The sequence below is a fragment of the Streptomyces sp. NPDC002888 genome, from assembly GCF_042888465.1.
GTDB lineage: Bacteria > Actinomycetota > Actinomycetes > Streptomycetales > Streptomycetaceae > Streptomyces.
The window spans coordinates 114,294-135,170 of record NZ_JBIAPU010000018.1; the positions used below are offsets into that span (position 1 = coordinate 114,294).

Annotated in this window: 20 protein-coding genes; 4 read left to right on the forward strand and 16 right to left on the reverse strand. The window is 68.6% G+C overall.

Annotation, left to right across the window (positions count from 1 at the left end; all coding sequences use genetic code 11):
• Nucleotide 1 precedes the first annotated feature (1 nt).
• Genes nuoK through ACFYWX_RS27960 form a run of 11 tightly spaced genes read right to left on the reverse strand, consistent with a single transcriptional unit; the run spans nt 2 to nt 10,858 of the window.
• Nucleotides 2-301 (reverse strand): NADH-quinone oxidoreductase subunit NuoK, encoded by a 300-nt coding sequence (gene nuoK, locus ACFYWX_RS27910; RefSeq protein WP_003974374.1) that lies wholly within the window; start codon nt 299-301, stop codon nt 2-4.
• Entirely contained in the window at nt 298-1,140 is an 843-nt protein-coding gene (locus ACFYWX_RS27915; RefSeq protein WP_389426858.1) for an NADH-quinone oxidoreductase subunit J, read from the reverse strand. The genes nuoK and ACFYWX_RS27915 overlap by 4 nt, the downstream gene beginning before the upstream one ends.
• A complete protein-coding gene (nuoI, locus tag ACFYWX_RS27920) occupies nt 1,137-1,778 on the reverse strand; it encodes an NADH-quinone oxidoreductase subunit NuoI (RefSeq protein WP_389426859.1) in 642 nt (213 codons plus the stop codon). The genes ACFYWX_RS27915 and nuoI overlap by 4 nt, the downstream gene beginning before the upstream one ends.
• Entirely contained in the window at nt 1,771-3,132 is a 1,362-nt protein-coding gene (gene nuoH / locus ACFYWX_RS27925; RefSeq protein WP_389426860.1) for an NADH-quinone oxidoreductase subunit NuoH, read from the reverse strand. Before nuoH ends, nuoI begins: the two co-directional genes overlap by 8 nt.
• Nucleotides 3,129-5,630: an NADH-quinone oxidoreductase subunit G gene (locus tag ACFYWX_RS27930; protein WP_389426861.1), complete on the reverse strand. Its 2,502-nt coding sequence runs from the start codon at nt 5,628-5,630 to the stop codon at nt 3,129-3,131. Before ACFYWX_RS27930 ends, nuoH begins: the two co-directional genes overlap by 4 nt.
• A complete protein-coding gene (gene nuoF / locus ACFYWX_RS27935) occupies nt 5,627-6,973 on the reverse strand; it encodes an NADH-quinone oxidoreductase subunit NuoF (protein ID WP_389426862.1) in 1,347 nt (448 codons plus the stop codon). Before nuoF ends, ACFYWX_RS27930 begins: the two co-directional genes overlap by 4 nt.
• Nucleotides 6,973-7,845, reverse strand: coding sequence for an NADH-quinone oxidoreductase subunit NuoE (gene nuoE / locus ACFYWX_RS27940; protein ID WP_389426863.1), 873 nt, complete (start codon nt 7,843-7,845; stop codon nt 6,973-6,975). The genes nuoF and nuoE overlap by 1 nt, the downstream gene beginning before the upstream one ends.
• Nucleotides 7,842-9,173, reverse strand: a complete 1,332-nt coding sequence (locus ACFYWX_RS27945; RefSeq protein WP_389426864.1) for an NADH-quinone oxidoreductase subunit D — start codon at nt 9,171-9,173, stop codon at nt 7,842-7,844. The genes nuoE and ACFYWX_RS27945 overlap by 4 nt, the downstream gene beginning before the upstream one ends.
• A complete protein-coding gene (locus ACFYWX_RS27950) occupies nt 9,170-9,934 on the reverse strand; it encodes an NADH-quinone oxidoreductase subunit C (protein ID WP_389426865.1) in 765 nt (254 codons plus the stop codon). The genes ACFYWX_RS27945 and ACFYWX_RS27950 overlap by 4 nt, the downstream gene beginning before the upstream one ends.
• Nucleotides 9,931-10,485: an NADH-quinone oxidoreductase subunit B family protein gene (locus ACFYWX_RS27955; protein WP_030174336.1), complete on the reverse strand. Its 555-nt coding sequence runs from the start codon at nt 10,483-10,485 to the stop codon at nt 9,931-9,933. The genes ACFYWX_RS27950 and ACFYWX_RS27955 overlap by 4 nt, the downstream gene beginning before the upstream one ends.
• 13 nt (nt 10,486-10,498) lie before the next feature.
• On the reverse strand, nt 10,499-10,858 hold the full coding sequence (locus ACFYWX_RS27960) for an NADH-quinone oxidoreductase subunit A (protein ID WP_007383963.1): 360 nt from the start codon (nt 10,856-10,858) through the stop codon (nt 10,499-10,501).
• Nucleotides 10,859-11,573: 715 nt separating this feature from the next.
• Between ACFYWX_RS27960 and ACFYWX_RS27965 the strand changes: the two genes are divergently transcribed.
• Nucleotides 11,574-12,413, forward strand: coding sequence for a C40 family peptidase (locus ACFYWX_RS27965; RefSeq protein WP_389426866.1), 840 nt, complete (start codon nt 11,574-11,576; stop codon nt 12,411-12,413).
• A 108-nt stretch (nt 12,414-12,521) separates the two neighbouring features.
• On the opposite strand, the gene ACFYWX_RS27970 is transcribed toward ACFYWX_RS27965, so the two are convergent.
• On the reverse strand, nt 12,522-13,859 hold the full coding sequence (locus ACFYWX_RS27970) for a geranylgeranyl reductase family protein (protein WP_389426867.1): 1,338 nt from the start codon (nt 13,857-13,859) through the stop codon (nt 12,522-12,524).
• A gap of 47 nt (nt 13,860-13,906) precedes the next feature.
• Here ACFYWX_RS27970 and ACFYWX_RS27975 point away from each other — a divergent pair, with 47 nt between their 5' ends.
• Together ACFYWX_RS27975 and ACFYWX_RS27980 are read left to right on the forward strand one after the other, a co-directional pair.
• Nucleotides 13,907-14,410 (forward strand): GNAT family N-acetyltransferase, encoded by a 504-nt coding sequence (locus ACFYWX_RS27975; protein WP_389426868.1) that lies wholly within the window; start codon nt 13,907-13,909, stop codon nt 14,408-14,410.
• Between the two features lie 124 nt (nt 14,411-14,534).
• Entirely contained in the window at nt 14,535-14,864 is a 330-nt protein-coding gene (locus ACFYWX_RS27980) for a PASTA domain-containing protein (protein WP_389426869.1), read from the forward strand.
• A 120-nt stretch (nt 14,865-14,984) separates the two neighbouring features.
• Here ACFYWX_RS27980 and ACFYWX_RS27985 read toward each other — a convergent pair whose 3' ends face one another.
• The 4 genes from ACFYWX_RS27985 to ACFYWX_RS28000 form a co-directional block, all read right to left on the reverse strand.
• Complete coding sequence (locus ACFYWX_RS27985) at nt 14,985-15,698, reverse strand: demethylmenaquinone methyltransferase (RefSeq protein WP_389426870.1); 714 nt, start codon at nt 15,696-15,698, stop codon at nt 14,985-14,987.
• 30 nt (nt 15,699-15,728) lie between these two features.
• Nucleotides 15,729-16,808, reverse strand: a complete 1,080-nt coding sequence (locus ACFYWX_RS27990) for an acyltransferase (RefSeq protein WP_389426871.1) — start codon at nt 16,806-16,808, stop codon at nt 15,729-15,731.
• A 72-nt stretch (nt 16,809-16,880) separates the two neighbouring features.
• Nucleotides 16,881-19,202, reverse strand: a complete 2,322-nt coding sequence (locus tag ACFYWX_RS27995; RefSeq protein ID WP_389426872.1) for a bifunctional polysaccharide deacetylase/glycosyltransferase family 2 protein — start codon at nt 19,200-19,202, stop codon at nt 16,881-16,883.
• An 18-nt stretch (nt 19,203-19,220) separates the two neighbouring features.
• On the reverse strand, nt 19,221-19,634 hold the full coding sequence (locus tag ACFYWX_RS28000; protein WP_389426873.1) for a hypothetical protein: 414 nt from the start codon (nt 19,632-19,634) through the stop codon (nt 19,221-19,223).
• 202 nt (nt 19,635-19,836) lie between these two features.
• On the opposite strand from ACFYWX_RS28000, the gene ACFYWX_RS28005 reads away from it, so the two are divergent.
• Entirely contained in the window at nt 19,837-20,874 is a 1,038-nt protein-coding gene (locus ACFYWX_RS28005) for a chitinase (RefSeq protein WP_389426874.1), read from the forward strand.
• Nucleotides 20,875-20,877 lie beyond the last annotated feature (3 nt).

Here is a 20,877-nt window from a genome sequence, read left to right on the forward strand (position 1 = left end):
CTTACAGCTTCATCAGGCTGGCGTCGTCGACCGAGGCCGAGTGGCGGGAACGGAACAGCGACACGATGATCGCGAGTCCCACCACGACCTCCGCGGCGGCGACGACCATCGTGAAGAAGGCGATGATCTGGCCGTCGAGGTTGCCGTGCATCCGGGAGAAGGCGACGAACGCGAGGTTGCAGGCGTTGAGCATCAGCTCGATGCACATGAAGACGACGATCGCGTTGCGCCTGATCAGCACACCGGTGGCGCCGATCGTGAACAAGAGAGCGGCGAGATAGAGGTAGTTGACGGGGTTCACTTCGACGCCTCCTCGGCCCGCTTGAAGTTCGGCGGCTCGATCGCGGCCCGCTCCAGGCGCTCCTCGGCGCGCTGCTCCAGGGCCTTGAGGTCGTTGAGCGCCTCGGTGGACACGTCACGGATCTGGCCGCGCTCACGCAGCGTCTTGCTGACCGTGAGGTCGGACGGGGTGCCGTCGGGCAGCAGGCCCGCGATGTCCACGGCGTTGTGCCGGGCGTACACGCCGGGCGCCGGCAGCGGCGGTACGTGCTTGCCCTCGCGGACGCGCTGTTCGGCCAGCTCGCGCTGGGTCTTGGCGCGCTCGGTGCGCTCGCGGTGGGTGAGCACCATGGCGCCGACGGCGGCCGTGATGAGCAGGGCGCCGGTGATCTCGAATGCGAAGACGTACTTGGTGAAGATGAGGGCCGCGAGGCCCTCCACATTGCCGTTCGCGTTGGCCTCGCCGAGGCCGTTGAACTCCTTGAGGGAGGCGTGGCCGATTCCCGCGATCAGCAGGATGCCGAACCCGAGCCCGCACAGCAGAGCCAGCCAGCGCTGGCCCTTGATGGTCTCCTTCAAGGAGTCCGCCGCGGTGACGCCGACGAGCATCACCACGAACAGGAACAACATCATGATCGCGCCGGTGTAGACGACGATCTGCACGATGCCCAGGAAGTAGGCGCCGTTGGCGAGGTAGAAGATCGCCAGGATGATCATGGTTCCGGCGAGGCAGAGGGCGCTGTGCACGGCCTTCTTCATGAACACGGTGCACAGGGCGCCGATCAGGGCGACCGTGCCGAGGACCCAGAACTGGAAGGCCTCGCCGGTGGAGGTGGAGTAGGCGGCGAGCTGCGCGTTCATCGGTCGATCACCTTCTCCGACGCCGGCTCGTCCTCACCGAAGGTCGAGGCGGCTTCCTGCGGGGCCTCTCCCCTGGAGAGGGCGACCTGCCGCTCCGTTCCCGGAGCGGCCTCGGTCACGAGACCGCGGTAGTAGTCCTGCTCGTCCGTGCCGGGATAGATCGCGTGCGGCGAGTCGACCATGCCCTCTTCGAGGCCGGCGAGCAGCTGCTCCTTGGTGTAGATCAGGTTGGCACGGCTGGAGTCGGCGAGCTCGAACTCGTTCGTCATCGTCAACGCGCGCGTGGGGCACGCCTCGATGCACAAGCCGCACAGGATGCAGCGGGCGTAGTTGATCTGGTAGACGCGGCCGTACCGCTCGCCCGGCGAGTAGCGCTCCTCATCGGTGTTTTCGGCGCCCTCGACGTAGATGGCGTCGGCGGGGCAGGCCCAGGCGCACAGCTCGCAGCCGACGCACTTCTCCAGGCCGTCCGGATGGCGGTTGAGCTGGTGCCGTCCGTGGAACCGCGGAGCCGTTGTCTTCTGCTGCTCCGGGTACTGCTCGGTCAGCCGCTTCTTGAACATGGCCTTGAAGGTCACGCCGAAGCCGGCCACGGGGTTCTGGAAACCGGGCTTGGTCTCCTTGGGCTCCTCAGCCATCGGACGCCTCCTTTCCATCCAGAGATCCGTCACTGGCAGTATCCGACCCACCACTGACAATCAACTCCCGCTCGCGGCGCGAGCGGCGCCGAGGCACCGGCGGCAACTCCTGTCCCGGCAGCGGCGGCACGGGGAACCCGCCGGACATCGGGTCGAAGGCAGCCTCCTTCGCAGGGGCCTCCCCTTGCTTCCCGCGGTCACGGAAGAGGTCCACCACGAAGGAGAGCAGCAGCAGCGCCAGGACACCGCCGCCGACGTAGAGAGCGATGTCGGCGAAGTCGTAGTTCTCGTTCTTCAGGGTCCGCACGGTCGCGACGAGCATCAGCCATGTCACCGAGACCGGGATGAGGACCTTCCAGCCGAGCTTCATCAGCTGGTCGTAGCGGACGCGGGGGAGCGTGCCGCGCAGCCAGATGAAGAAGAACAGCAGCAGCTGCACCTTGACCACGAACCAGAGCAGCGGCCACCAGCCGTGGTTCGCGCCCTCCCAGAAGCCGCTGATCGGCCAGGGTGCCCGCCAGCCGCCCAGGAAGAGCGTCACGGACACCGCCGAGACGGTCACCATGTTGACGTACTCGGCGAGCATGAACAGCGCGAACTTGATCGACGAGTACTCGGTGTTGAAGCCGCCGACCAGGTCGCCCTCGGACTCCGGCATGTCGAACGGGGCGCGGTTGGTCTCGCCGACCATGGTGACGATGTAGATCACGAAGGAGACCGGCAGCAGGAGGATGTACCAGCGGTCCTGCTGCGCCTCGACGATCGCCGACGTCGACATCGACCCCGAGTAGAGGAACACCGAGGCGAAGGCGGCGCCCATGGCGATCTCGTACGAGATCATCTGCGCGCAGGAGCGCAGGCCACCGAGGAGCGGATAGGTGGATCCGGAACTCCACCCCGCGAGGACGATGCCGTAGATGCCGACCGATGCGACCGCGAGGATGTAGAGCATCGCGATCGGCAGGTCGGTGAGCTGCATCGTGGTGCGCTGGCCGAAGATCGAGATCTCGTTGCCCGCCGGGCCGAAGGGGATCACCGCGATCGCCATGAAGGCCGGGATGGCCGCGACGATCGGCGCGAGGATGTACACCACCTTGTCCGCGCGCTTGACGACGAGGTCTTCCTTGAGCATCAGCTTCACGCCGTCGGCGAGCGACTGGAGCATGCCCCAGGGGCCGTGCCGGTTGGGGCCGATGCGCAGCTGCATCCAGGCGACGACCTTGCGCTCCCAGACGATGGAGAACAGCACGGTCACCATCAGGAAGGCGAAGCAGAACACCGCCTTGATGACGACCAGCCACCAGGGGTCGTGGCCGAACATCGAGAGGTCTTCAGCGGCGAGATACGGGCTCATGCCTCCACCTCCTCGGGGGCGGCGGCGAGGGTCGCCGGGCCGATGCGGACGAGCTTGCCGGGATGTGCCCCGGTGTCGGAGGCGACGCCGCCACCGGTGGAGTTCAGCGGGAGCCAGACGACCCGGTCGGGCATCTCCGTGATCTTGACGGGGAGTTCGACCGTTCCGGCGGGACCGGTCACCGCGAGGAGGTCGCCGTCCTTCACCCCCGCCTCGTCGGCCGTGGCGGCCGACACGCGCGCGTGGGCGGCGTGCCGGGTGCCGGCGAGCGCCTCGTCGCCCTCCTGGAGAGCACCTTGGTCGAGCAGCAGCCGGTGCCCGGCCAGCACAGCCTCTCCGGCAGCCGGCCGAGGCAACGGTCCGGCGGTCTCCAGTGGTTCGGTGGCCCGTGGCCCGTCCCAGGCGCCGAGCCGGTCCAGCTCCGCGCGCGTGGTACGCAGGTCCGGCAGCCCCAGGTGCACGTCCATGGCATCGGCCAGCATCTGCAACACGCGCGCGTCGGAGGGTGCCAGGCGGCGCGTCATCTGGTCGGGCTTGAGCGCGGCATCGAAGAAGCGGACCCGGCCCTCCCAGTTCAGGAAGGCCCCCGTCTTCTCGGCGACCGCCGCCACGGGCAGTACGACATCGGCGAGCTCGGTGACCTCGCCGGGCCGCAGCTCCAGCGACACCAGGAAGCCGACCTCCCCGAGTGCCGCACGCGCGCGTGACGGGTCGGGCAGGTCGGCGACCTCCACACCGGCCACCAGCAGCGCCTGAAGCTCACCCCCCGCCGCGGCCTCGACGATCTGGCCGGTGTCGCGGCCGTAGCGGTGCGGGAGTGCGGCCACGCCCCAGGCGACGGCGACCTCATCACGCGCGCGTGGGTCGGTCGCCGGACGGCCGCCCGGCAGCAGCGACGGCAGCGCGCCCGCCTCGATCGCGCCCCGCTCGCCCGCCCGGCGCGGGATCCACACCAGCTGCGCGCCGGTCGCGGACGCGGCCCGTACAGCGGCGGTGAGGCCACCGGGCACGCCGGCCAGCCGCTCGCCGACGACGATCACCGCGCCTTCGGTGCGCAGCGCCTCGGAGGCCTCACCGCCCGCCTCCTCCAGGCCGACACCGCTCGCGAGCGCGTCCAGCCACTCGGGCTCGGTGCCGGGAGCGGCCGGCAGCAACGTGCCGCCCGCCTTCTCCAAGCCGCGCGTGGCGTGCGTGGCCAGCGAGAACACCCGCTGCCCATGCCCCCGCCAGGCCTTGCGCAGCCGCAGGAAGACGCCGGGTGCCTCCTCTTCGGACTCGAACCCGACCAGCAGGACGGCGGGGGCCTTCTCCAGCGCGGTGTATGTGACGCCCGTACCGTCGAGGTCCCGTCCGCGGCCGGCGACGCGTGCCGCCAGGAAGTCGGCTTCCTCGCCGCTGTGCACGCGCGCGCGGAAGTCGATGTCGTTGGTGTCGAGTGCCACGCGCGCGAACTTGCTGTACGCGTAGGCGTCCTCGATGGTGAGGCGACCGCCGGTGAGGACACCGGTCCGGCCCCGCGACGCCAGCAGGCCCTGAGCCGCGATCTGCAGCGCCTCCGGCCAGGAGGCCGGTACGAGCTCGCCCTCGGCGTTGCGCACCAGGGGCGTCTGGAGCCGGTCGCGCTGCTGGGCGTACCGGAACGCGAAGCGCCCCTTGTCGCAGATCCACTCCTCGTTGACCTCGGGGTCGTTGGCGGCGAGCCGACGCATGACCTTGCCGCGCCGGTGGTCGGTGCGCGTGGCGCAACCGCCGGAGCAGTGCTCGCAGACACTCGGCGAGGACACCAGGTCGAACGGGCGGGAGCGGAAGCGATACGCCGCCGAGGTGAGCGCGCCGACCGGGCAGATCTGGATGGTGTTGCCGGAGAAGTACGACTCGAAGGGGTCGCCCTCGCCGGTGCCGACCTGCTGGAGCGCGCCCCGCTCGATCAGCTCGATCATCGGGTCGCCCGCGATCTGGTTGGAGAAGCGGGTGCAGCGGGCGCACAGCACACACCGCTCACGGTCGAGCAGCACCTGCGTCGAGATGGGGACGGGCTTCTCGTACGTCCGCTTCCTGCCCTCGAAGCGGGACTCGGCGTTGCCGTGCGACATCGCCTGGTTCTGCAGGGGGCACTCGCCGCCCTTGTCGCAGACGGGGCAGTCCAGCGGGTGGTTGATGAGGAGCAGCTCCATCACACCGTGCTGGGCCTTCTCGGCGACCGGCGAGGTGAGGTGCGTCTTCACCACCATCCCGTCCGTGCACGTGATCGTGCAGGACGCCATGGGCTTGCGCTGGCCTTCGACCTCGACGATGCACTGGCGGCAGGCGCCGGCCGGGTCGAGGAGGGGGTGGTCGCAGAAGCGCGGGATCTCGATGCCGAGCTGCTCGGCGGCCCGGATGACCAGGGTGCCCTTGGGCACGCTGAGCTCCGCGCCGTCGATCGTCAGCGTGACGAGGTCTTCCGGCGGGACCGCCGCCTCCCCCCCACCTGTGGGAGCGTTGGTGGTCACGGTCATGCGTTCACCTCCGTGCGGTCGGCCCAGGCCGTCGACTTGGCCGGGTCGAAGGGGCAGCCGCGGCCCGTGATGTGCTGCTCGTACTCCTCGCGGAAGTACTTCAGCGAGGAGAAGATCGGCGAGGCGGCACCGTCGCCGAGGGCACAGAAGGACTTGCCGTTGATGTTGTCGGCGATGTCGCCCAGCTTGTCGAGGTCGGACATCACGCCCTTGCCGGCCTCGATGTCGCGCAGCAACTGCACGAGCCAGTACGTACCTTCGCGGCACGGCGTGCACTTGCCGCAGGACTCGTGGGCGTAGAACTCGGTCCAGCGGGTGACGGCGCGTACGACGCAGGTCGTCTCGTCGAAGCACTGGAGGGCTTTCGTGCCGAGCATGGAACCCGCGGCACCCACTCCTTCGTAATCAAGAGGGACGTCGAGGTGCTCGTCGGTGAACATCGGCGTCGAGGAGCCTCCCGGCGTCCAGAACTTGAGGCGGTGGCCCGGTCGCATGCCGCCGCTCATCTCCAGGAGCTGACGGAGGGTGATGCCGAGCGGGGCCTCGTACTGGCCGGGGCTGGCGACATGGCCGCTGAGGGAGTAGAGCGTGAAGCCCGGGGACTTCTCGCTGCCCATCGCCCTGAACCATTCCTTGCCGTTTTTCAGGATGGCGGGAACTGACGCGATCGACTCGACGTTATTCACCACAGTCGGGCACGCATAGAGGCCCGCGACAGCAGGAAAGGGGGGACGGAGCCGCGGTTGACCACGGCGGCCTTCGAGCGAGTCGAGCAGTGCGGTCTCCTCACCGCAGATGTACGCGCCCGCACCCGCGTGCACGGTGAGTTCGAGGTCGAGTCCACTGCCCAGGATGTTCTCGCCGAGGTAGCCCGCCGCGTAGGCCTCGCGCACGGCCTCGTGCAACCGCCGCAGAACGGGGACTACTTCACCACGCAGATAGATGAAGGCATGCGAAGACCTGATGGCATAACACGCGATGACAATGCCCTCGATGAGGCTATGCGGGTTCGCGAAGAGGAGCGGGATGTCCTTGCAGGTTCCGGGCTCCGACTCGTCGGCGTTGACAACTAGATAGTGTGGCTTTCCATCACCCTGGGGAATGAACTGCCATTTCATTCCCGTCGGGAATCCCGCGCCGCCGCGCCCGCGCAGACCGGAGTCCTTGACGAACGCGATCAGGTCGTCCGGCGACATGGCGAGCGCCTTGCGGAGCCCCTCGTATCCTTCGTGCCTTCGATAGACGTCCAGCGACCAGGACTTGTCCTCGTCCCAGAAGGCCGACAGCACGGGTGCGAGCAGCTTCTCGGGGCTCGGGTCTTTCAGCTCGGGTGCCAACGTCATCACTCCCCCTCCTCGGCGGTAGGCCCTGCCGGGTGGGCTGGGTCGGAGGCCGATGTGTCCTGCGGCGCGTCGTGCGAGCTGAGGTGCTCGGCCGGCGACGGTTCGTGCACGGCCCTTTCTTGCGGCTCCTCGTGCGGGCCGCCGTCCCGCGGATGGACCACGCGCGCGGGTGCGGCCTCACCCCTGGCCAGGCGGAGGCCCACCAGCGAAGCGGGTCCCGCACTGCCGCTCGCCTCGACGGCCCCGGGCCGCTCGTCGGGGAAGCCGGCCAGGATCCGCGCGGTCTCCTTGAAGGTGCACAGCGGCGCCCCGCGCGTCGGCTCGACCGGCCGGCCCGCGCGCAGATCGTCGACGAGACGCTTGGCGCTGCCCGGCGTCTGGTTGTCGAAGAACTCCCAGTTGACCATCACGACCGGCGCGAAGTCGCAGGCCGCGTTGCACTCGATGTGTTCCAGGGTGAGCTTGCCGTCGTCGGTGGTCTCGCCGTTGCCGACTCCGAGGTGCTCCTGGAGCGCGTCGAAGATCGCGTCTCCGCCCATCACCGCGCACAGTGTGTTGGTGCAGACGCCCACCTGGTAGTCACCGCTCGGCTTGCGCCGGTACATGGTGTAGAAGGTGGCGACCGCGGTGACCTCGGCCGTGGTCAGGTCGAGGATGTCCGCGCAGAACTGCATCCCGGTGCGCGTGACGTGGCCTTCCTCCGACTGCACGAGATGCAGCAACGGCAGGAGGGCGGACCGGGAGTCCGGGTAGCGGGCGATGATCTCGCGCGCGTCCCGCTCGAGCCGGGCTCGGACGTCGTCCGGGTAGGCGGGCGCGGGCAGCTCGGGCATGCCCAGGCTGACGCCCCGCTCCGAAGAAGAGGTGGTCACCGGTCGACGCCTCCCATCACGGGGTCGATGGACGCGACGGCGACGATGACGTCGGCGACCTGGCCGCCCTCGCACATCGCCGCCATGGCCTGCAGGTTGGTGAAGGACGGGTCGCGGAAGTGGACCCGGTAGGGGCGGGTGCCTCCGTCGGAGACGGCGTGCACCCCGAGTTCGCCCTTGGGCGACTCGACGGCCGCGTACGCCTGTCCCGGCGGGACGCGGAAGCCCTCGGTGACCAGCTTGAAGTGGTGGATCAGGGCCTCCATGGAGGTGCCCATGATCTTCTTGATGTGGTCGAGGGAGTTACCGAGACCGTCCGGCCCCAGGGCGAGCTGGGCGGGCCAGGCGATCTTCCTGTCGGCGACCATGACCGGCCCTGGCTGAAGCCGGTCCAGGCACTGCTCGACGATCCCGAGCGACTGGCGCATCTCCTCCAGTCGGATCAGGAAGCGGCCGTAGGAGTCGCAGGTGTCGGCGGTCGGGACGTCGAAGTCGTACGTCTCGTAGTCGCAGTACGGCTGTGTCTTGCGCAGGTCGTGCGGCAGGCCGGTGGAGCGCAGGATCGGGCCGGTGGCGCCGAGGGCCATGCAGCCGGCCAGGTCGAGGTAGCCGACGTCCTGCATGCGGGCCTTGAAGATGGGGTTCCCGGTGGCGAGCTTGTCGTACTCCGGGAGGTTCTTCTTCATTTTCTTCACGAACTCGCGGATCTGGTCCACCGCGCCGGGCGGCAGGTCCTGGGCGAGTCCGCCGGGGCGGATGTACGCGTGGTTCATCCGCAGGCCCGTGATGAGCTCGTAGATGTCGAGAATCAATTCACGATCACGGAATCCGTAGATCATGATCGTGGTGGCGCCGAGTTCCATGCCGCCGGTGGCGATGCACACCAGGTGCGAGGACATCCGGTTCAGCTCCATCAGGAGCACCCGGATGATCTTGGCTCGCTCGGTGATCTGGTCCTCGATGCCGAGGAGCTTCTCGACGGCGAGGCAGTAGGCGGTCTCGTTGAAGAAGGACGTCAGGTAGTCCATGCGCGTCACGAACGTGGTGCCCTGCGTCCACGTGCGGAACTCGAGGTTCTTCTCGATGCCGGTGTGGAGGTAGCCGATGCCGCAGCGGGCCTCGGTGACCGTCTCGCCCTCGATCTCCAGGATCAGGCGGAGCACCCCGTGGGTGGAGGGGTGCTGGGGCCCCATGTTGACGACGATGCGTTCGTCGTCGGCGCGGGCCGCGGTCTGGACGACCTCGTCCCAGTCGCCACCGGTGACCGTGTAGACGGTGCCCTCGGTGGTCTCACGTGCCGAAGCGGCGGATGCTGACTGCGTGCTCACGAGTACGACCTCCGCTGGTCCGGAGCCGGGATCTGGGCGCCCTTGTACTCGACGGGGATGCCGCCGAGGGGGTAGTCCTTGCGCTGCGGATGGCCCTGCCAGTCGTCCGGCATCATGATCCGCGTCAGGGCCGGGTGACCGTCGAAGACGATCCCGAAGAAGTCATAGGTCTCGCGCTCGTGCCAGTCGTTGGTCGGATAGACGGAGACCAGCGACGGGACGTGCGGGTCGCTGTCGGGCGCGCTCACCTCGAGGCGGATCAGCCGGTTGTGGGTGATCGAGCGCAGGTGATAGACGGCGTGCAGCTCGCGGCCCTTGTCGCCCAGGTAGTGGACGCCGCTGACGCCGGTACACAGCTCGAAGCGCAGAGCCGGGTCGTCGCGCAGGGTGCGGGCGACGCGCAGCAGGTGTTCGCGCTCGACGTGGAAGGTGAGCTCATCGCGGTCGACGACCGTCTTCTCGATCGCGTTCTCGGGCAGGAGGCCCTGTTCCTCCAGGGCGCCCTCGAGTTCGTCGGCGACCTCGTCGAACCAGCCGCCGTAGGGCCTGCTCGCCGGTCCGGGGAGCCGGACCGAGCGGACCAGGCCGCCGTAGCCGGAGGTGTCGCCGCCGTTGTTGGCGCCGAACATGCCGCGCTGGACGCGGATCTCCTCGCCACCCTGGCCGCGCTGGCCCGGGAGGTTGGAGGCGGAGAGGTCCTTCTCGGGGTTCGCCCCGTTCGCGGAGCCGTTCACGCCGTTGGTGCCGTTCGCGTCGCTCACCGCAGCAGCCCCTTCATCTCGATCGTGGGCAGGGCCTTGAGAGCCGCCTCCTCCGCCTCACGGGCCGCCTCCTCGGCGTTCACGCCGAGCTTGGAGCTCTGGATCTTCTGGTGGAGCTTGAGGATGGCGTCCATGAGCATCTCGGGCCGCGGCGGGCAGCCGGGGAGGTAGATGTCGACCGGGACGACGTGGTCGACGCCCTGGACGATCGCGTAGTTGTTGAACATGCCGCCCGAGGAGGCGCAGACCCCCATGGAGATCACCCACTTGGGGTTCGGCATCTGGTCGTAGACCTGCCGCAGCACCGGCGCCATCTTCTGACTGACCCGGCCCGCGACGATCATCAGGTCCGCCTGCCGTGGTGAGCCGCGGAAGACCTCCATGCCGAAGCGCGCCAGGTCGTAGCGGCCGGCGCCGGTGGTCATCATCTCGATGGCACAGCAGGCGAGGCCGAACGTGGCCGGGAAGACGGACGCCTTGCGCACCCAGCCCGCGGCCTGCTCGACGGTGGTCAGCAGGAAACCGCTCGGCAGCTTTTCTTCGAGTCCCATGTCCTAAGGCCCCTCAGTCCCATTCCAGGCCGCCGCGCCGCCATACGTACGCGTACGCGACGAAGACGGTGAGCACGAAGAGCAGCATCTCCACGAGCCCGAAAACACCCAGGGCGTCGAAGGTGACGGCCCAGGGGTAGAGGAAGACGATCTCGATGTCGAAGACGATGAAGAGCATCGCCGTCAGGTAGTACTTGATGGGGAAGCGCCCGCCGCCGGCCGGCGTGGGGGTCGGCTCGATACCGCACTCGTAGGCCTCGAGCTTGGCCCGGTTGTACCGCTTTGGTCCGATCAACGTGGCCATGACCACGGAGAAGATCGCAAAGCCTGCCCCGAGGGCTCCCAGTACGAGGATGGGCGCATAAGCGTTCACCGCTCCTCGCTCCTCTCAGTCGGCACTGACTGCTGGCGGTTGCGTCGGACTCACTCCCGCCCCGCCTGTCGCACGAGCCCCGCCCGTCCCCGGCGAAGATCGCGAACATGTGAAGCAGGTCACAAGCCCAACTGCCTCGCATCTTATGCCCGACGCTCTGTGATCTGCGACACGGGGTATTACACAAGCTTTGTGATCTCCACCACCTGACGAAGGATCATGAAGTCGGATGAGTGGCGATCTTCGCACAAGAAGCGTCCGAGTGATCACCAGAGGTGACATTTTCATTCATCGGTGCAGGTCGAGAAGGGCGTCTCTATATCAAGAGAGTTCCCTTGCATGCAAATTGGTGTTGGACGTGACCCCCTGATAGAGGCATGCGTTCACACCGCAGTGGGAGCCGCGCGGCGGGATGTGGACGCGTGCACGCATTCACGAGCGGAGCCGGTCGCCATCCACACACCGGACGCTTTCATTCCGGTAACCGTTCCGTGACCTACACCACACCCGTCAAGGGTGCCTGAGAACCGGGCTTGGCCACCGACCTCAACAAGTGGTAGGCGGGGGGCAATTAGGGCGTAATGACGAAAACCCATGATCACAGGCTTGATCACCTGCGCCCGCAATGCCCGTTATGGCGTCAATAAGGAAACTGACAACGGCTGTTCAGGGCCCCCTTTGAACAAATGTGGCGCAGCGCACGTTTCTTGAAGGTATGGAGGAGCCCCTGATACCGGTTGTACCCATGTCCCACACCGCTCACATACGCAGCCACCGGAAACCCCGCCGCAGCGCGTCGACGATCGCGATGCGCGCCGGAGTTGCCGGTGGTGTTCTCAGCACCCTGGCAGTGGCCGGGGCGTCCGGTGCGGCGAACGCGGCCGAGCCGGTGACGCAGACGCTCGAACTGCCCACCCTGACGGGCGACGTGTCCGCTCAGGTGGCCCAGTCCGCGGCTGCCACGCAACTGGCCGCCGCCAACTACGAGCTGCAGGCCGAGCGTGACGCGGCCGCCGCTGCGGCGGCCAAGGAGGCCAAGAAGGACCTCGCCGAGGCCAAGAAGAAGGCTGAGGCCAAGAAGAAGGCCGAGGAGGCCCGTAAGGCCGCCGCTGAGGCCGCTGCCTCCCGTTCGTCGGAGCGGTCCACCCTTTCCGCCTCCGCCTCCGCGTCCGCCTCGACGGGGGTTTCCGCTCCCGCCAGCGGCAGCGTCTCGACGGTGATCGCGTTCCTCAAGGCACAGGTGGGGGACGCCTACGTCATGGGCGCCACCGGCCCCAACGCGTGGGACTGTTCGAGCCTCGTCCAGGCCGCCTTCAAGCAGGTGGGCGTCGACCTGCCGCGGGTCTCGCAGGACCAGTCGATGCAGGGCACGGACATCCCCCTGTCCAGCGTCCAGGTCGGCGACATCCTCTACTGGGGTGGCAAGGGCTCCGCGTACCACGTGGGCGTCTACATCGGAAACGGCCAGTACCTGGACGCGGCGAACCCCTCCAAGGGCGTCGTCATCCAGGACCTGTCGGGCTACCCGGCGTCGGGCGCGGTGCGCGTACTCTGAGCCGCAGCGGCACACGCCGTACGAAGTGAAGGACCGCAGCCGCTCGGGGGCCGCGGTCCTTCAGTCGTCCACTGGAGGGGCACGCGTTGGGCGCGCCCCCCTCCAGGGTCACGCCTTGGGGGCCACCTTGCTCAGGCCGTTGATGATGCGGTCCATGGCGTCGCCGCCCGTCGGGTCGGTGAGGTTGGCCAGGAGCTTGAGGGTGAACTTCATCAGCATCGGGTGGGTCAGGCCGCGCTGGGCGGCGATCTTCATGACCTTCGGGTTGCCGATGAGCTTCACGAAGGCGCGGCCCAGGGTGTAGTAGCCGCCGTAGGTGTCCTTGAGGATGCGCGGGTAGTGCTGGAGCGCCGTCTCGCGCTGGGCCGGCGTGGAGCGCGCGTGAGCCTGGACGATGACCTCGGCGGCGATCTGACCGGACTCCATGGCGTAGGCGATGCCCTCACCGTTGAAGGGGTTCACCAGACCGCCGGCGTCGCCGACCAGCAGCAGGCCCTTGGTGTAGTGGGGTTGGCGGTTGAAGGCCATCGGGAGGGCGGCACCGCGGATCGGGCCCGTCATGTTGTCCGGGGTGTAGCCCCAGTCCTCCGGCATCGACGCGCACCAGGCCTTCAGGACCTCGCGCCAGTCCAGTTCCTTGAAGGAGGCGGAGGTGTTGAGGACACCGAGGCCGACGTTCGACGTGCCGTCGCCCATGCCGAAGATCCAGCCGTAACCGGGGAGGAGTCGGTCCTCGCCCGGGCCCCGGCGGTCCCAGAGTTCCAGCCAGGACTCCAGGTAGTCGTCCTCGTGCCGCGGGCTGGTGAAGTACGTGCGGACGGCGACGCCCATCGGGCGGTCCTCACGGCGGTGCAGGCCCATCGCCAGGGACAGCCGGGTCGAGTTGCCGTCGGCGGCGACCACCAGCGGGGCGCGGAAGGTGACTTCTCGCTTCTCCTCGCCGAGCTTGGCGTGGACGCCGGTGATGCGGCCGGTGCGGTCGTCGACGATCGGGGCGCCGACGTTGCAGCGCTCGTAGAGGCGGGCGCCCGCCTTCTGGGCCTGGCGGGCGAGCTGCTCGTCGAAGTCGTCACGCTTGCGGACGAGGCCGTAGTCCGGAAAGGAGGCGAGATCCGGCCAGTCCAGCTGGAGGCGGACGCCACCGCCGATGATGCGCAGACCCTTGTTGCGCAGCCAGCCGGCCTCCTCCGAGACGTCGATGCCCATCGCGACGAGCTGCTTGACCGCGCGCGGGGTGAGACCGTCGCCGCACACCTTCTCGCGCGGGAACTCGGTCTTCTCCAGCAGGAGGACGTCGAGTCCGGCCCGGGCCAGGTGGTACGCGGTCGTGGAGCCGGCTGGCCCCGCGCCGACGACGATCACATCGGCGGTGTTTTCGGCGAGGGGCTCGGTCACGGCGGGATCTCCCCAAGGTTCGAAATCTGCGTGCCGACCGGCACTGGACATGGGCAGTCTATTCAGCAGAACTGATCACCCGGCTGAAGGGCTGCCCCGTGAACCGAGCTCTCCCCGTAGTACGGCTGCGTGTCCCCACCGACGAGGACGCCGTCGCGTGGCACCGGGTCTTCGCCCACCCGGACGTCATGGAGTTCCACGGCGGCAAGGCGGCGGAGCTGTTCGTCTACGAGGAGCTGACCGCCCGCCAGCGCCGCCACGACGCCGAGCGCGGCTACTGCCTGTGGACCGTGCTCGACGAGTCCGATCAGGTCATCGGCTTCACCGGCGCCCAGCCATGGGAGCGGGAGTGGGGGCCGACGGGCGAGATCGAGATCGGCTGGCGGCTCGGTCGGGAGCACTGGGGCAAGGGGTACGTCACCTCGGCCGCGCAGATGACGTTGGAGCGGGCGCGCGCGGCGGGCGTGCAGAGCGTGGTGGCCATGGTCGACGCCCGCAACGAGCGGTCCATCGCCGTCACCAGACGGCTGGGCATGCGGCTCGCCGAGGTCTTCACGACCCCGCGGAGGGACGAGGGGCACTGTTACCGGCTCACCCTGTAGCGGAGGCCCCTGATCCAGGACGAGCACTCTGAGTAGTCAGCTGCTACAGAAAGCGACTTAAGGCTTTCCGGTGGCACCCCGGGCGGTTACCCTGCCAGTACCGCTGGGGGTGACATCTGTGCACATGACGCCCAAAACACCCGAGGTGCGAGTGCCGAAGCTCGTCGGTCTGATGGCCGTGGACGCACGCGAGGCGGCGCAGGCACACGGGGTGCTCCTCGCCGCGCCCGACCGGCCGGACTTCCCTCACACCGTCGTCGACTACGTCGTACGGCAGTACCCGCCACCCGGCGTCGAGGTACCGCGCGGTGCCGTCGTCACCGTGTGGTTCGAGCTGGGGGGAGGTGAGGGCGGCTGGGGCGTGCGGGAACCGCGTATCCCGAACCCGAGCGGGGGCGGGATGCGGCGCGAGCTGGACGCGCCGGGGGACGCCTACGAGATGAGCAACCGGTGAGGGACAGCTGCTCTTGAAGCCGACCGGTGAGCAGCTGTCCTTGGAACCGACCGGTGAGGGTCAGCTGTCCTTGGAACCGACCGGTGAGGGTCAGCTGTCCTTGGAACCGACCGGTGAGGGTCAGCTGTCCTTGAAGCCCGGGTCGACCTTGAAGCCCCGGTGCAGGGCCACCACCCCGCCCGTGAGGTTGCGCCAGGCCACCCGCGACCAGCCGGCCTTGCGCAGCCGCTCGCCGAGGGCGGGCTGGTCGGGCCAGGCCCGGATGGACTCGGCGAGGTAGACGTACGCGTCCGGGCTGGAGGAGACGGCGCGGGCGACCGGGGGCAGCGCGCGCATCAGGTACTCGGTGTAGACGGTCCGGAACGGCGCCCAGGTCGGGTGCGAGAACTCGCAGATCACGACCCGTCCGCCCGGCCGGGTCACCCGGTACATCTCCCGCAGCGCGGCGTCCGTGTCCTGCACGTTGCGCAGCCCGAAGGAGATCGTGACGGCGTCGAAGGTGTCGTCCTTGAAGGGCAGCCGCGTGGCGTCCCCCGCCGTGAACGGCAGCCAGGAGTGCTTCCGCTTGCCGACCTGGAGCATGCCGAGCGAGAAGTCGCAGGGGACGACGTACGCGCCGGTGCGGGCGAAGGGCAGCGAGGACGTCGCCGTACCGGCGGCGAGGTCCAGGATCTTCTGCGCGGGGCGGGCGTCGACCGCCCCCGCGACCTCCTTGCGCCATCGACGGTCCTGGCCGAGGGACAGCACGTCGTTGGTCAGGTCGTACCGTTCCGCCACGTTGTCGAACATCGAGGCGACTTCGTGCGGCTGCTTGTCCAGGGATGCGCGGGTCACGGGCCCATTGTGGCAGCAGGGGGTACGACGTCACGGCAGCAGCCTCGGCTTCTTCCGCGCCGCCACGTCCTCGACCCAGCCGCACAGCAGCACGAAGCCCGCGATCAGGAGCCAGCCGATGCCGTACATGAACCACTGGCTGTCCAGCGGCAGGTACGTCTCGAAGGCGGGCACGTCCCAGAAGCGGTCGATCAGCGGGACGGCGAGGATCAGGGCGATCTCGTGCCAGAGGTAGATCGTCACCGCGCGCGCGTTGAAGACGGTCACGATGCGGTCCAACCGCTTGAAGCGGGTGAGACCGGCGAAGTCGATCCGGAAGCGGGCCTTGGCCCACATCAGCAGCATGACGTAACCGGCCGACCAGAAGGCCTGGGCGAGCGGGATCTCGTCGAGGTCGTAGGTGCCCGCGTCGGCCTGGTGGGTGAGGGCGTACCAGCCGCCGTAGCCGATGGCGGCGAGGGAGAGGGCGACCACCGCGGCGGGCTTGAGGCGTTGCAGGACGCCGTCGCGGTGGGCGAAGCCGAGGATCCAGCAGAACAGGTAGGTCGAGAGGTCCCAGAGGGCGGCGCCGAACCGGTTGTCGGGGGCCGACCAGGCGAAGGTCAGGACGACGATCGGAGCGAGGGACAGAGCGAGGACGGGGACAGGGGCGAGGCGGAACAGTCGGAGGAGCAGCGGGGAGAGGAGGACGAACCAGAGGTAGGTGCGCAGGTACCAGAGGATCTCCCAGGCCTGCTCGCCCCAGGCGTTGCCCGGGGGATCGCCGAGCGGCACGATCCAGTAGACGATCTGCCAGCCCGGCATCCAGTCGTGGATCAGCATGGCCACGACGACGAAGGCGCCCCAGAACCAGAAGGGGGGCAGGAGGCGACGGAGGCGGCTCCTCACCACCGTGAGTGCGGGGCGTTCGAGGGACTTGGCCATGAGGGTGCCGGCGAGGGCGAACATGACGCCCATCGAGGGGAAGAGCATGCCGGCCCAGGCCCAGCCGAAGGTGTGGTACGTGACTACGCGGATGAGGGCGAGGGCTCTGAGGGTGTCGAAGTAGCGGTCCCTTTGGCGTGCCGCGGGGGTGGAATCCTGGGTGTCCGTCGCCACCGCACCCGGCACTGTCGGCTGTGCCCACCCTCCCCCACTCTCGGTAGCCGCTACGACGGGAGCACCCCTCCTGTGTGAACCCACTCAGCTCACCCCCGCCGGTGTCCCGACCTCGCCCGTCCGCTTCAGCTTCTGCCAGCGGAGGCGGCCGCCTGTGAGGGCGGTGATGCAGGAGTGGATGAGGACGAGGTACATCATCTGGCGGTAGGCGAGTTGCTGGAGGGGCATCATCAGGAGGTAGCGGTACTTCTCCCGGTCGAGGCGGAAGGCGTACGCCGCGCAGACCAGCTGAACGCCCAGCACCGCCAGCCAGGCCAGCAGGGCGGCCTTGAAGTCGATGAAGATCATCGAGTAGACGGTGAACACGTCGATGAGCGGGGCGAAGACCGGCGTGACGATCTGGAAGAGCACGACCAGGGGCATGCCGACCCGGCCGAAGCGGCCCGAGGGGCCCTTGTCGGTGAGCGACTTGCGGTGCTTCCAGAGGGCCTGCATGGTGCCGTACGACCAGCGGTAGCGCTGGGACCACAGCTGTTTCAGGGAGCCCGGTGCCTCGGTCCAGGCGCGGGCGTGCTCCTGGTAGACGACCCGCCAGCCAGCGCGGTGCATGGCGATGGTGATGTCGGTGTCCTCGGCGAGGGTGTCCTCGCTCATCCCGCCGACCTCGAGGACCGCGTCGCGGCGGAACGCGCCGATCGCGCCCGGGATCGTCGGCATGCAGCGCAGCAGGTCGTACATGCGACGGTCGAGGTTGAAGCCCATCACGTACTCGATGTGCTGCCAGGCGCCGATGACCGTGTCGCGGTTGCCGACCTTGGCGTTGCCGGCGACCGCGCCGACCTGAGGGTCGGCGAAGGGCTGCACCAGCTGCCCCACGGTGTCCGGCTCGAAGACGGTGTCGCCGTCCATCATCACGACGATGTCGTAACTGGCTTTGCGCACGCCGTTGTTCAGCGCGGCCGGCTTGCCCGCGTTCTCCTGCCGGATCACCCGGACGTTCGGCATGCCCAACGACGCCGCGATCTCGGCCGTACCGTCCGTCGAGCCGTCGTCGACGACGATGATCTCGATGGGGTGGGTGCTCTGCGCCAGCGAGTTGAGGGTGTTGGCGATGCACTCCTTCTCGTTGTACGCCGGGACGATCACGCTCACGGGCCCGGTGACGGTCGGGCCCCAGCTGAAGCGGCGCTTGTTGCGCTGTCTGTAGTGGCGGCGGGCGAGGAGCAGCATCATCCCGAAGCGGCCCATGACGGCCACACCGACGACCATGAGCCCGACGGAGAGCGTCGGCACCGTCCACTCGGCGACGGCGACGGCCGCGACGAGCGCCTTGCCCTCGTAGAGGGTCGCCCCGGTGGCCTCGCGGTGGGCGGCCTGGAGACGGGACTCGGCCGACCCGCCCCCGGCGCCCCGCCCGGCAGAAGCACCCCCGGGCTGCTCCCCTGCGGCTCCTGCCGCCCCCGCCGCTCCCGTCGCTCCCGTCGCCCCAGGAGTCCCAGCCTGCTGCTGCCCGTCCGGGCTGCCCGCGTCCTGGGTCTGCATGACGCCGCTGATGGTGGTGAAGGTGTACCCCTTCGCCTTCATCTGCTCGATGTACTCGGGCAGCGCCTTGATCGTCTGTGAGCGTTCGCCGCCGGCGTCGTGGAAGAGGACCGACGCGCCCTTGCCGTCGTCCGGAGTGGCCCACTTGATGATCTTCGAGACGCCCGGCTTCTTCCAGTCGTCGCTGTCGGTGTCGACGAAGACGCTGGTGTAACCGTCCTCGCCGAGCTTCTGGTAGACGGGCCAGCTGTAGTTGTCGATGGCGTCCGTCTCGGAGGAGTACGGCGCCCGGAACAGCGTGGTGGTGATGCCGGCCGCACCCGCGAGCGCGAGCTGGGTCTGCTGCATCTCCCGGTTGACGCGGGCGTCGCTCTGGTAGGACAGGTCGACGTGGGTGAAGGTGTGGATGCCCACCTCGTTGCCCTGTCCGACCATGTCCTTCACGATGCTCGGGTAGCGCGACACCATCGAGCCGACCACGAAGAACGTGCCGGGCACGTCGTACTTCTCGAGGATCTCCAGGACCTGGGGCGTCCAGGTGGGGTTGGGCCCGTCGTCGAAGGTGAGCGCGATCGTCTTGTCGGGGACGGAGACGGTCGTGGCCTGGCCGCCCCGGAAGGTGAGGATCGGCCCGCCGTCGAGGACGTCGTCGGGAACGGCGCTGGAGCCGGCCCCGGTGCGCACGCGCTGGTCGCCGCCGACCTCGCTGCGTAGATAGCCGTCGAGCAGCATCACGCTGGTCAGCGCGAGCAGGAGCAGTCCCGCGAGGATGACCCGGGGTTTCTGCAGGGCCGCGGCCTTGCCCGCCGCGCGTTCCATGCGGCTGGGAGCGCGGCGGCGGCCGCGGGAGGAAGTCGTCGTCATGAAGTGGCTGCGTTCCGGTCAGTTGGCGGCCGCGGTTGCGGACGCGGACGGGCTGGGGGTGGGGGCTCCCGAGGGCGGGGCGGACGGAATGCCGCTCGGGCGGACGGCCTGGTCGCCCCGGCCGCCGTCCGGGCGGAAACCGCCGGGTCCCTGACCGTTCTGGCCGTCCTGGCCCTGCCCACCCGGGCCGCCCCCGCCGAACGGCAGCAGCGAGGAGGGGGTCAGGGAGGTGCCCCAGCCCATGAAGGCCGCGCCGAGGACGACGGCGTACCCGAGGCAGGCGACGCCGAGGAGAAGGCCGATCCGGCGCAGCAGTTTGGAGCGGCGTCCGGAGGTGTCAACGAACACGGGTCCTTCGGCGGACTCGTTGCCGCGTTTGCGACGGCGACCGCGCACATCGGCGCGGCTTTCGATGGCAGGCTCGGATTGCATTCCCCGGATATTAGGGATGCTTTATGTGGCCTAAACTCTGGATTCCTTGTGAGAGACCCATGAGAAAAGTCTTAACCTGTCTCTTTCCTGAGAGATCTCCGGAACTCCTCCGCGACAGCCCCGCGCCATGAGAGCGTTGAATGTCCCTTTTGGCTTTTTTTCGTCCCGAGAGACGGAAACCTTGAGAGCGGGTGCATGCGCAATGAGGAGTTTCCGGACGCCTATGGCCGGGCTTACCTGTCTGTTCGCCCTGGCCGCGGCGGGGTGCTCCGCGGGCTCCGAAGGCAGCACGGACGCGGCGCCGGCACCACCGAAACAGACCTCCGCGTCACCGTCGCAAAGCACCGCGCCCACGACCGCGACCACCACGTACGCGCCGTACGTCAGCGTCACCGAGGCCTCCGACAACGACCCGGCCGGCTCCCCCACCACGTACAACCTGGCCTTCGTGATCTCCGACGGCAACGGCTGTACGCCGAAGTGGAACGGCACGCACGCCGTCGGCGACTCGACGGTCAAGTCCCGGATCTCGGCGCTGACGGAGCCCGGCGCCACGGTCCGCGTGTCCTTCGGCGGAGCCTCCGGCAAGGAACTCGCGGCGGCCTGCGACAGCGCCTCGGACCTCGAGGAGGCGTACGGCGCGGCCCTGGACGCGGCGGGCTCCACCCAGGCCGACTTCGACATCGAGGGCGACGAGCTGACCGACTCCGACTCGGTCGACCTGCGCTCCGAGGCGATCGCGGCGCTCCAGAAGGAACGCCCCGACCTGGAGGTCACCTTCACCCTGCCGGTGATGCCGTCCGGGCTCGACGCCGACAGCCTGGCCCTGTTGGAGTCCGCCAACGAGCACGACGTGCAGGTCGCCACCGTCAACATCATGACGATGAACTACGGCGAGACGTACGCCGACGACATGGGCGACTACGCCGTCACCTCGGCGAAGGCCACCCAGGCCCAGCTCAAGAAGGTCTTCGGCCTGTCCGACGCAGGCGCCTGGCGGGGCATGGCGCTCACCTCGATGCTCGGCGTCAACGACGTCGACAACGAGACGTTCACGCTCGCGGACGCGGCCCAGGTACGGACGTTCGCCGAGGAGAAGGAGATCGCCTGGGTGTCCATGTGGTCCACCTTCCGCGACCAGCAGTGTGCGGACGAGGACGCCGACCAGGACGACCCGTTGACCAACTGCAGTGGGGTGAAGCAGAGTTCAGGAGCCTTCGCAGAGGCGTTCTCGGAGTAGGTC

Excerpts from the sequence above, each read along its gene's own strand:
- ACFYWX_RS27965 (WP_389426866.1), top strand. The coding sequence starts at position 11,574 with ATGGAGGAGCCCCTGATACCGGTTGTACCCATGTCCCACACCGCTCAC.
- ACFYWX_RS27970 (WP_389426867.1), bottom strand. The coding sequence starts at position 13,859 with ATGTCCAGTGCCGGTCGGCACGCAGATTTCGAACCTTGGGGAGATCCC.
- ACFYWX_RS27955 (WP_030174336.1), bottom strand. The coding sequence starts at position 10,485 with ATGGGACTCGAAGAAAAGCTGCCGAGCGGTTTCCTGCTGACCACCGTC.
- ACFYWX_RS27915 (WP_389426858.1), bottom strand. The coding sequence starts at position 1,140 with ATGAACGCGCAGCTCGCCGCCTACTCCACCTCCACCGGCGAGGCCTTC.
- ACFYWX_RS27995 (WP_389426872.1), bottom strand. The coding sequence starts at position 19,202 with ATGACGACGACTTCCTCCCGCGGCCGCCGCCGCGCTCCCAGCCGCATG.
- nuoI (WP_389426859.1), bottom strand. The coding sequence starts at position 1,778 with ATGGCTGAGGAGCCCAAGGAGACCAAGCCCGGTTTCCAGAACCCCGTG.
- nuoH (WP_389426860.1), bottom strand. The coding sequence starts at position 3,132 with ATGAGCCCGTATCTCGCCGCTGAAGACCTCTCGATGTTCGGCCACGAC.
- nuoF (WP_389426862.1), bottom strand. The coding sequence starts at position 6,973 with ATGACGTTGGCACCCGAGCTGAAAGACCCGAGCCCCGAGAAGCTGCTC.
- ACFYWX_RS28005 (WP_389426874.1), top strand. The coding sequence starts at position 19,837 with ATGAGGAGTTTCCGGACGCCTATGGCCGGGCTTACCTGTCTGTTCGCC.
- ACFYWX_RS27930 (WP_389426861.1), bottom strand. The coding sequence starts at position 5,630 with ATGACCGTGACCACCAACGCTCCCACAGGTGGGGGGGAGGCGGCGGTC.
- ACFYWX_RS27980 (WP_389426869.1), top strand. The coding sequence starts at position 14,535 with ATGACGCCCAAAACACCCGAGGTGCGAGTGCCGAAGCTCGTCGGTCTG.
- ACFYWX_RS28000 (WP_389426873.1), bottom strand. The coding sequence starts at position 19,634 with ATGCAATCCGAGCCTGCCATCGAAAGCCGCGCCGATGTGCGCGGTCGC.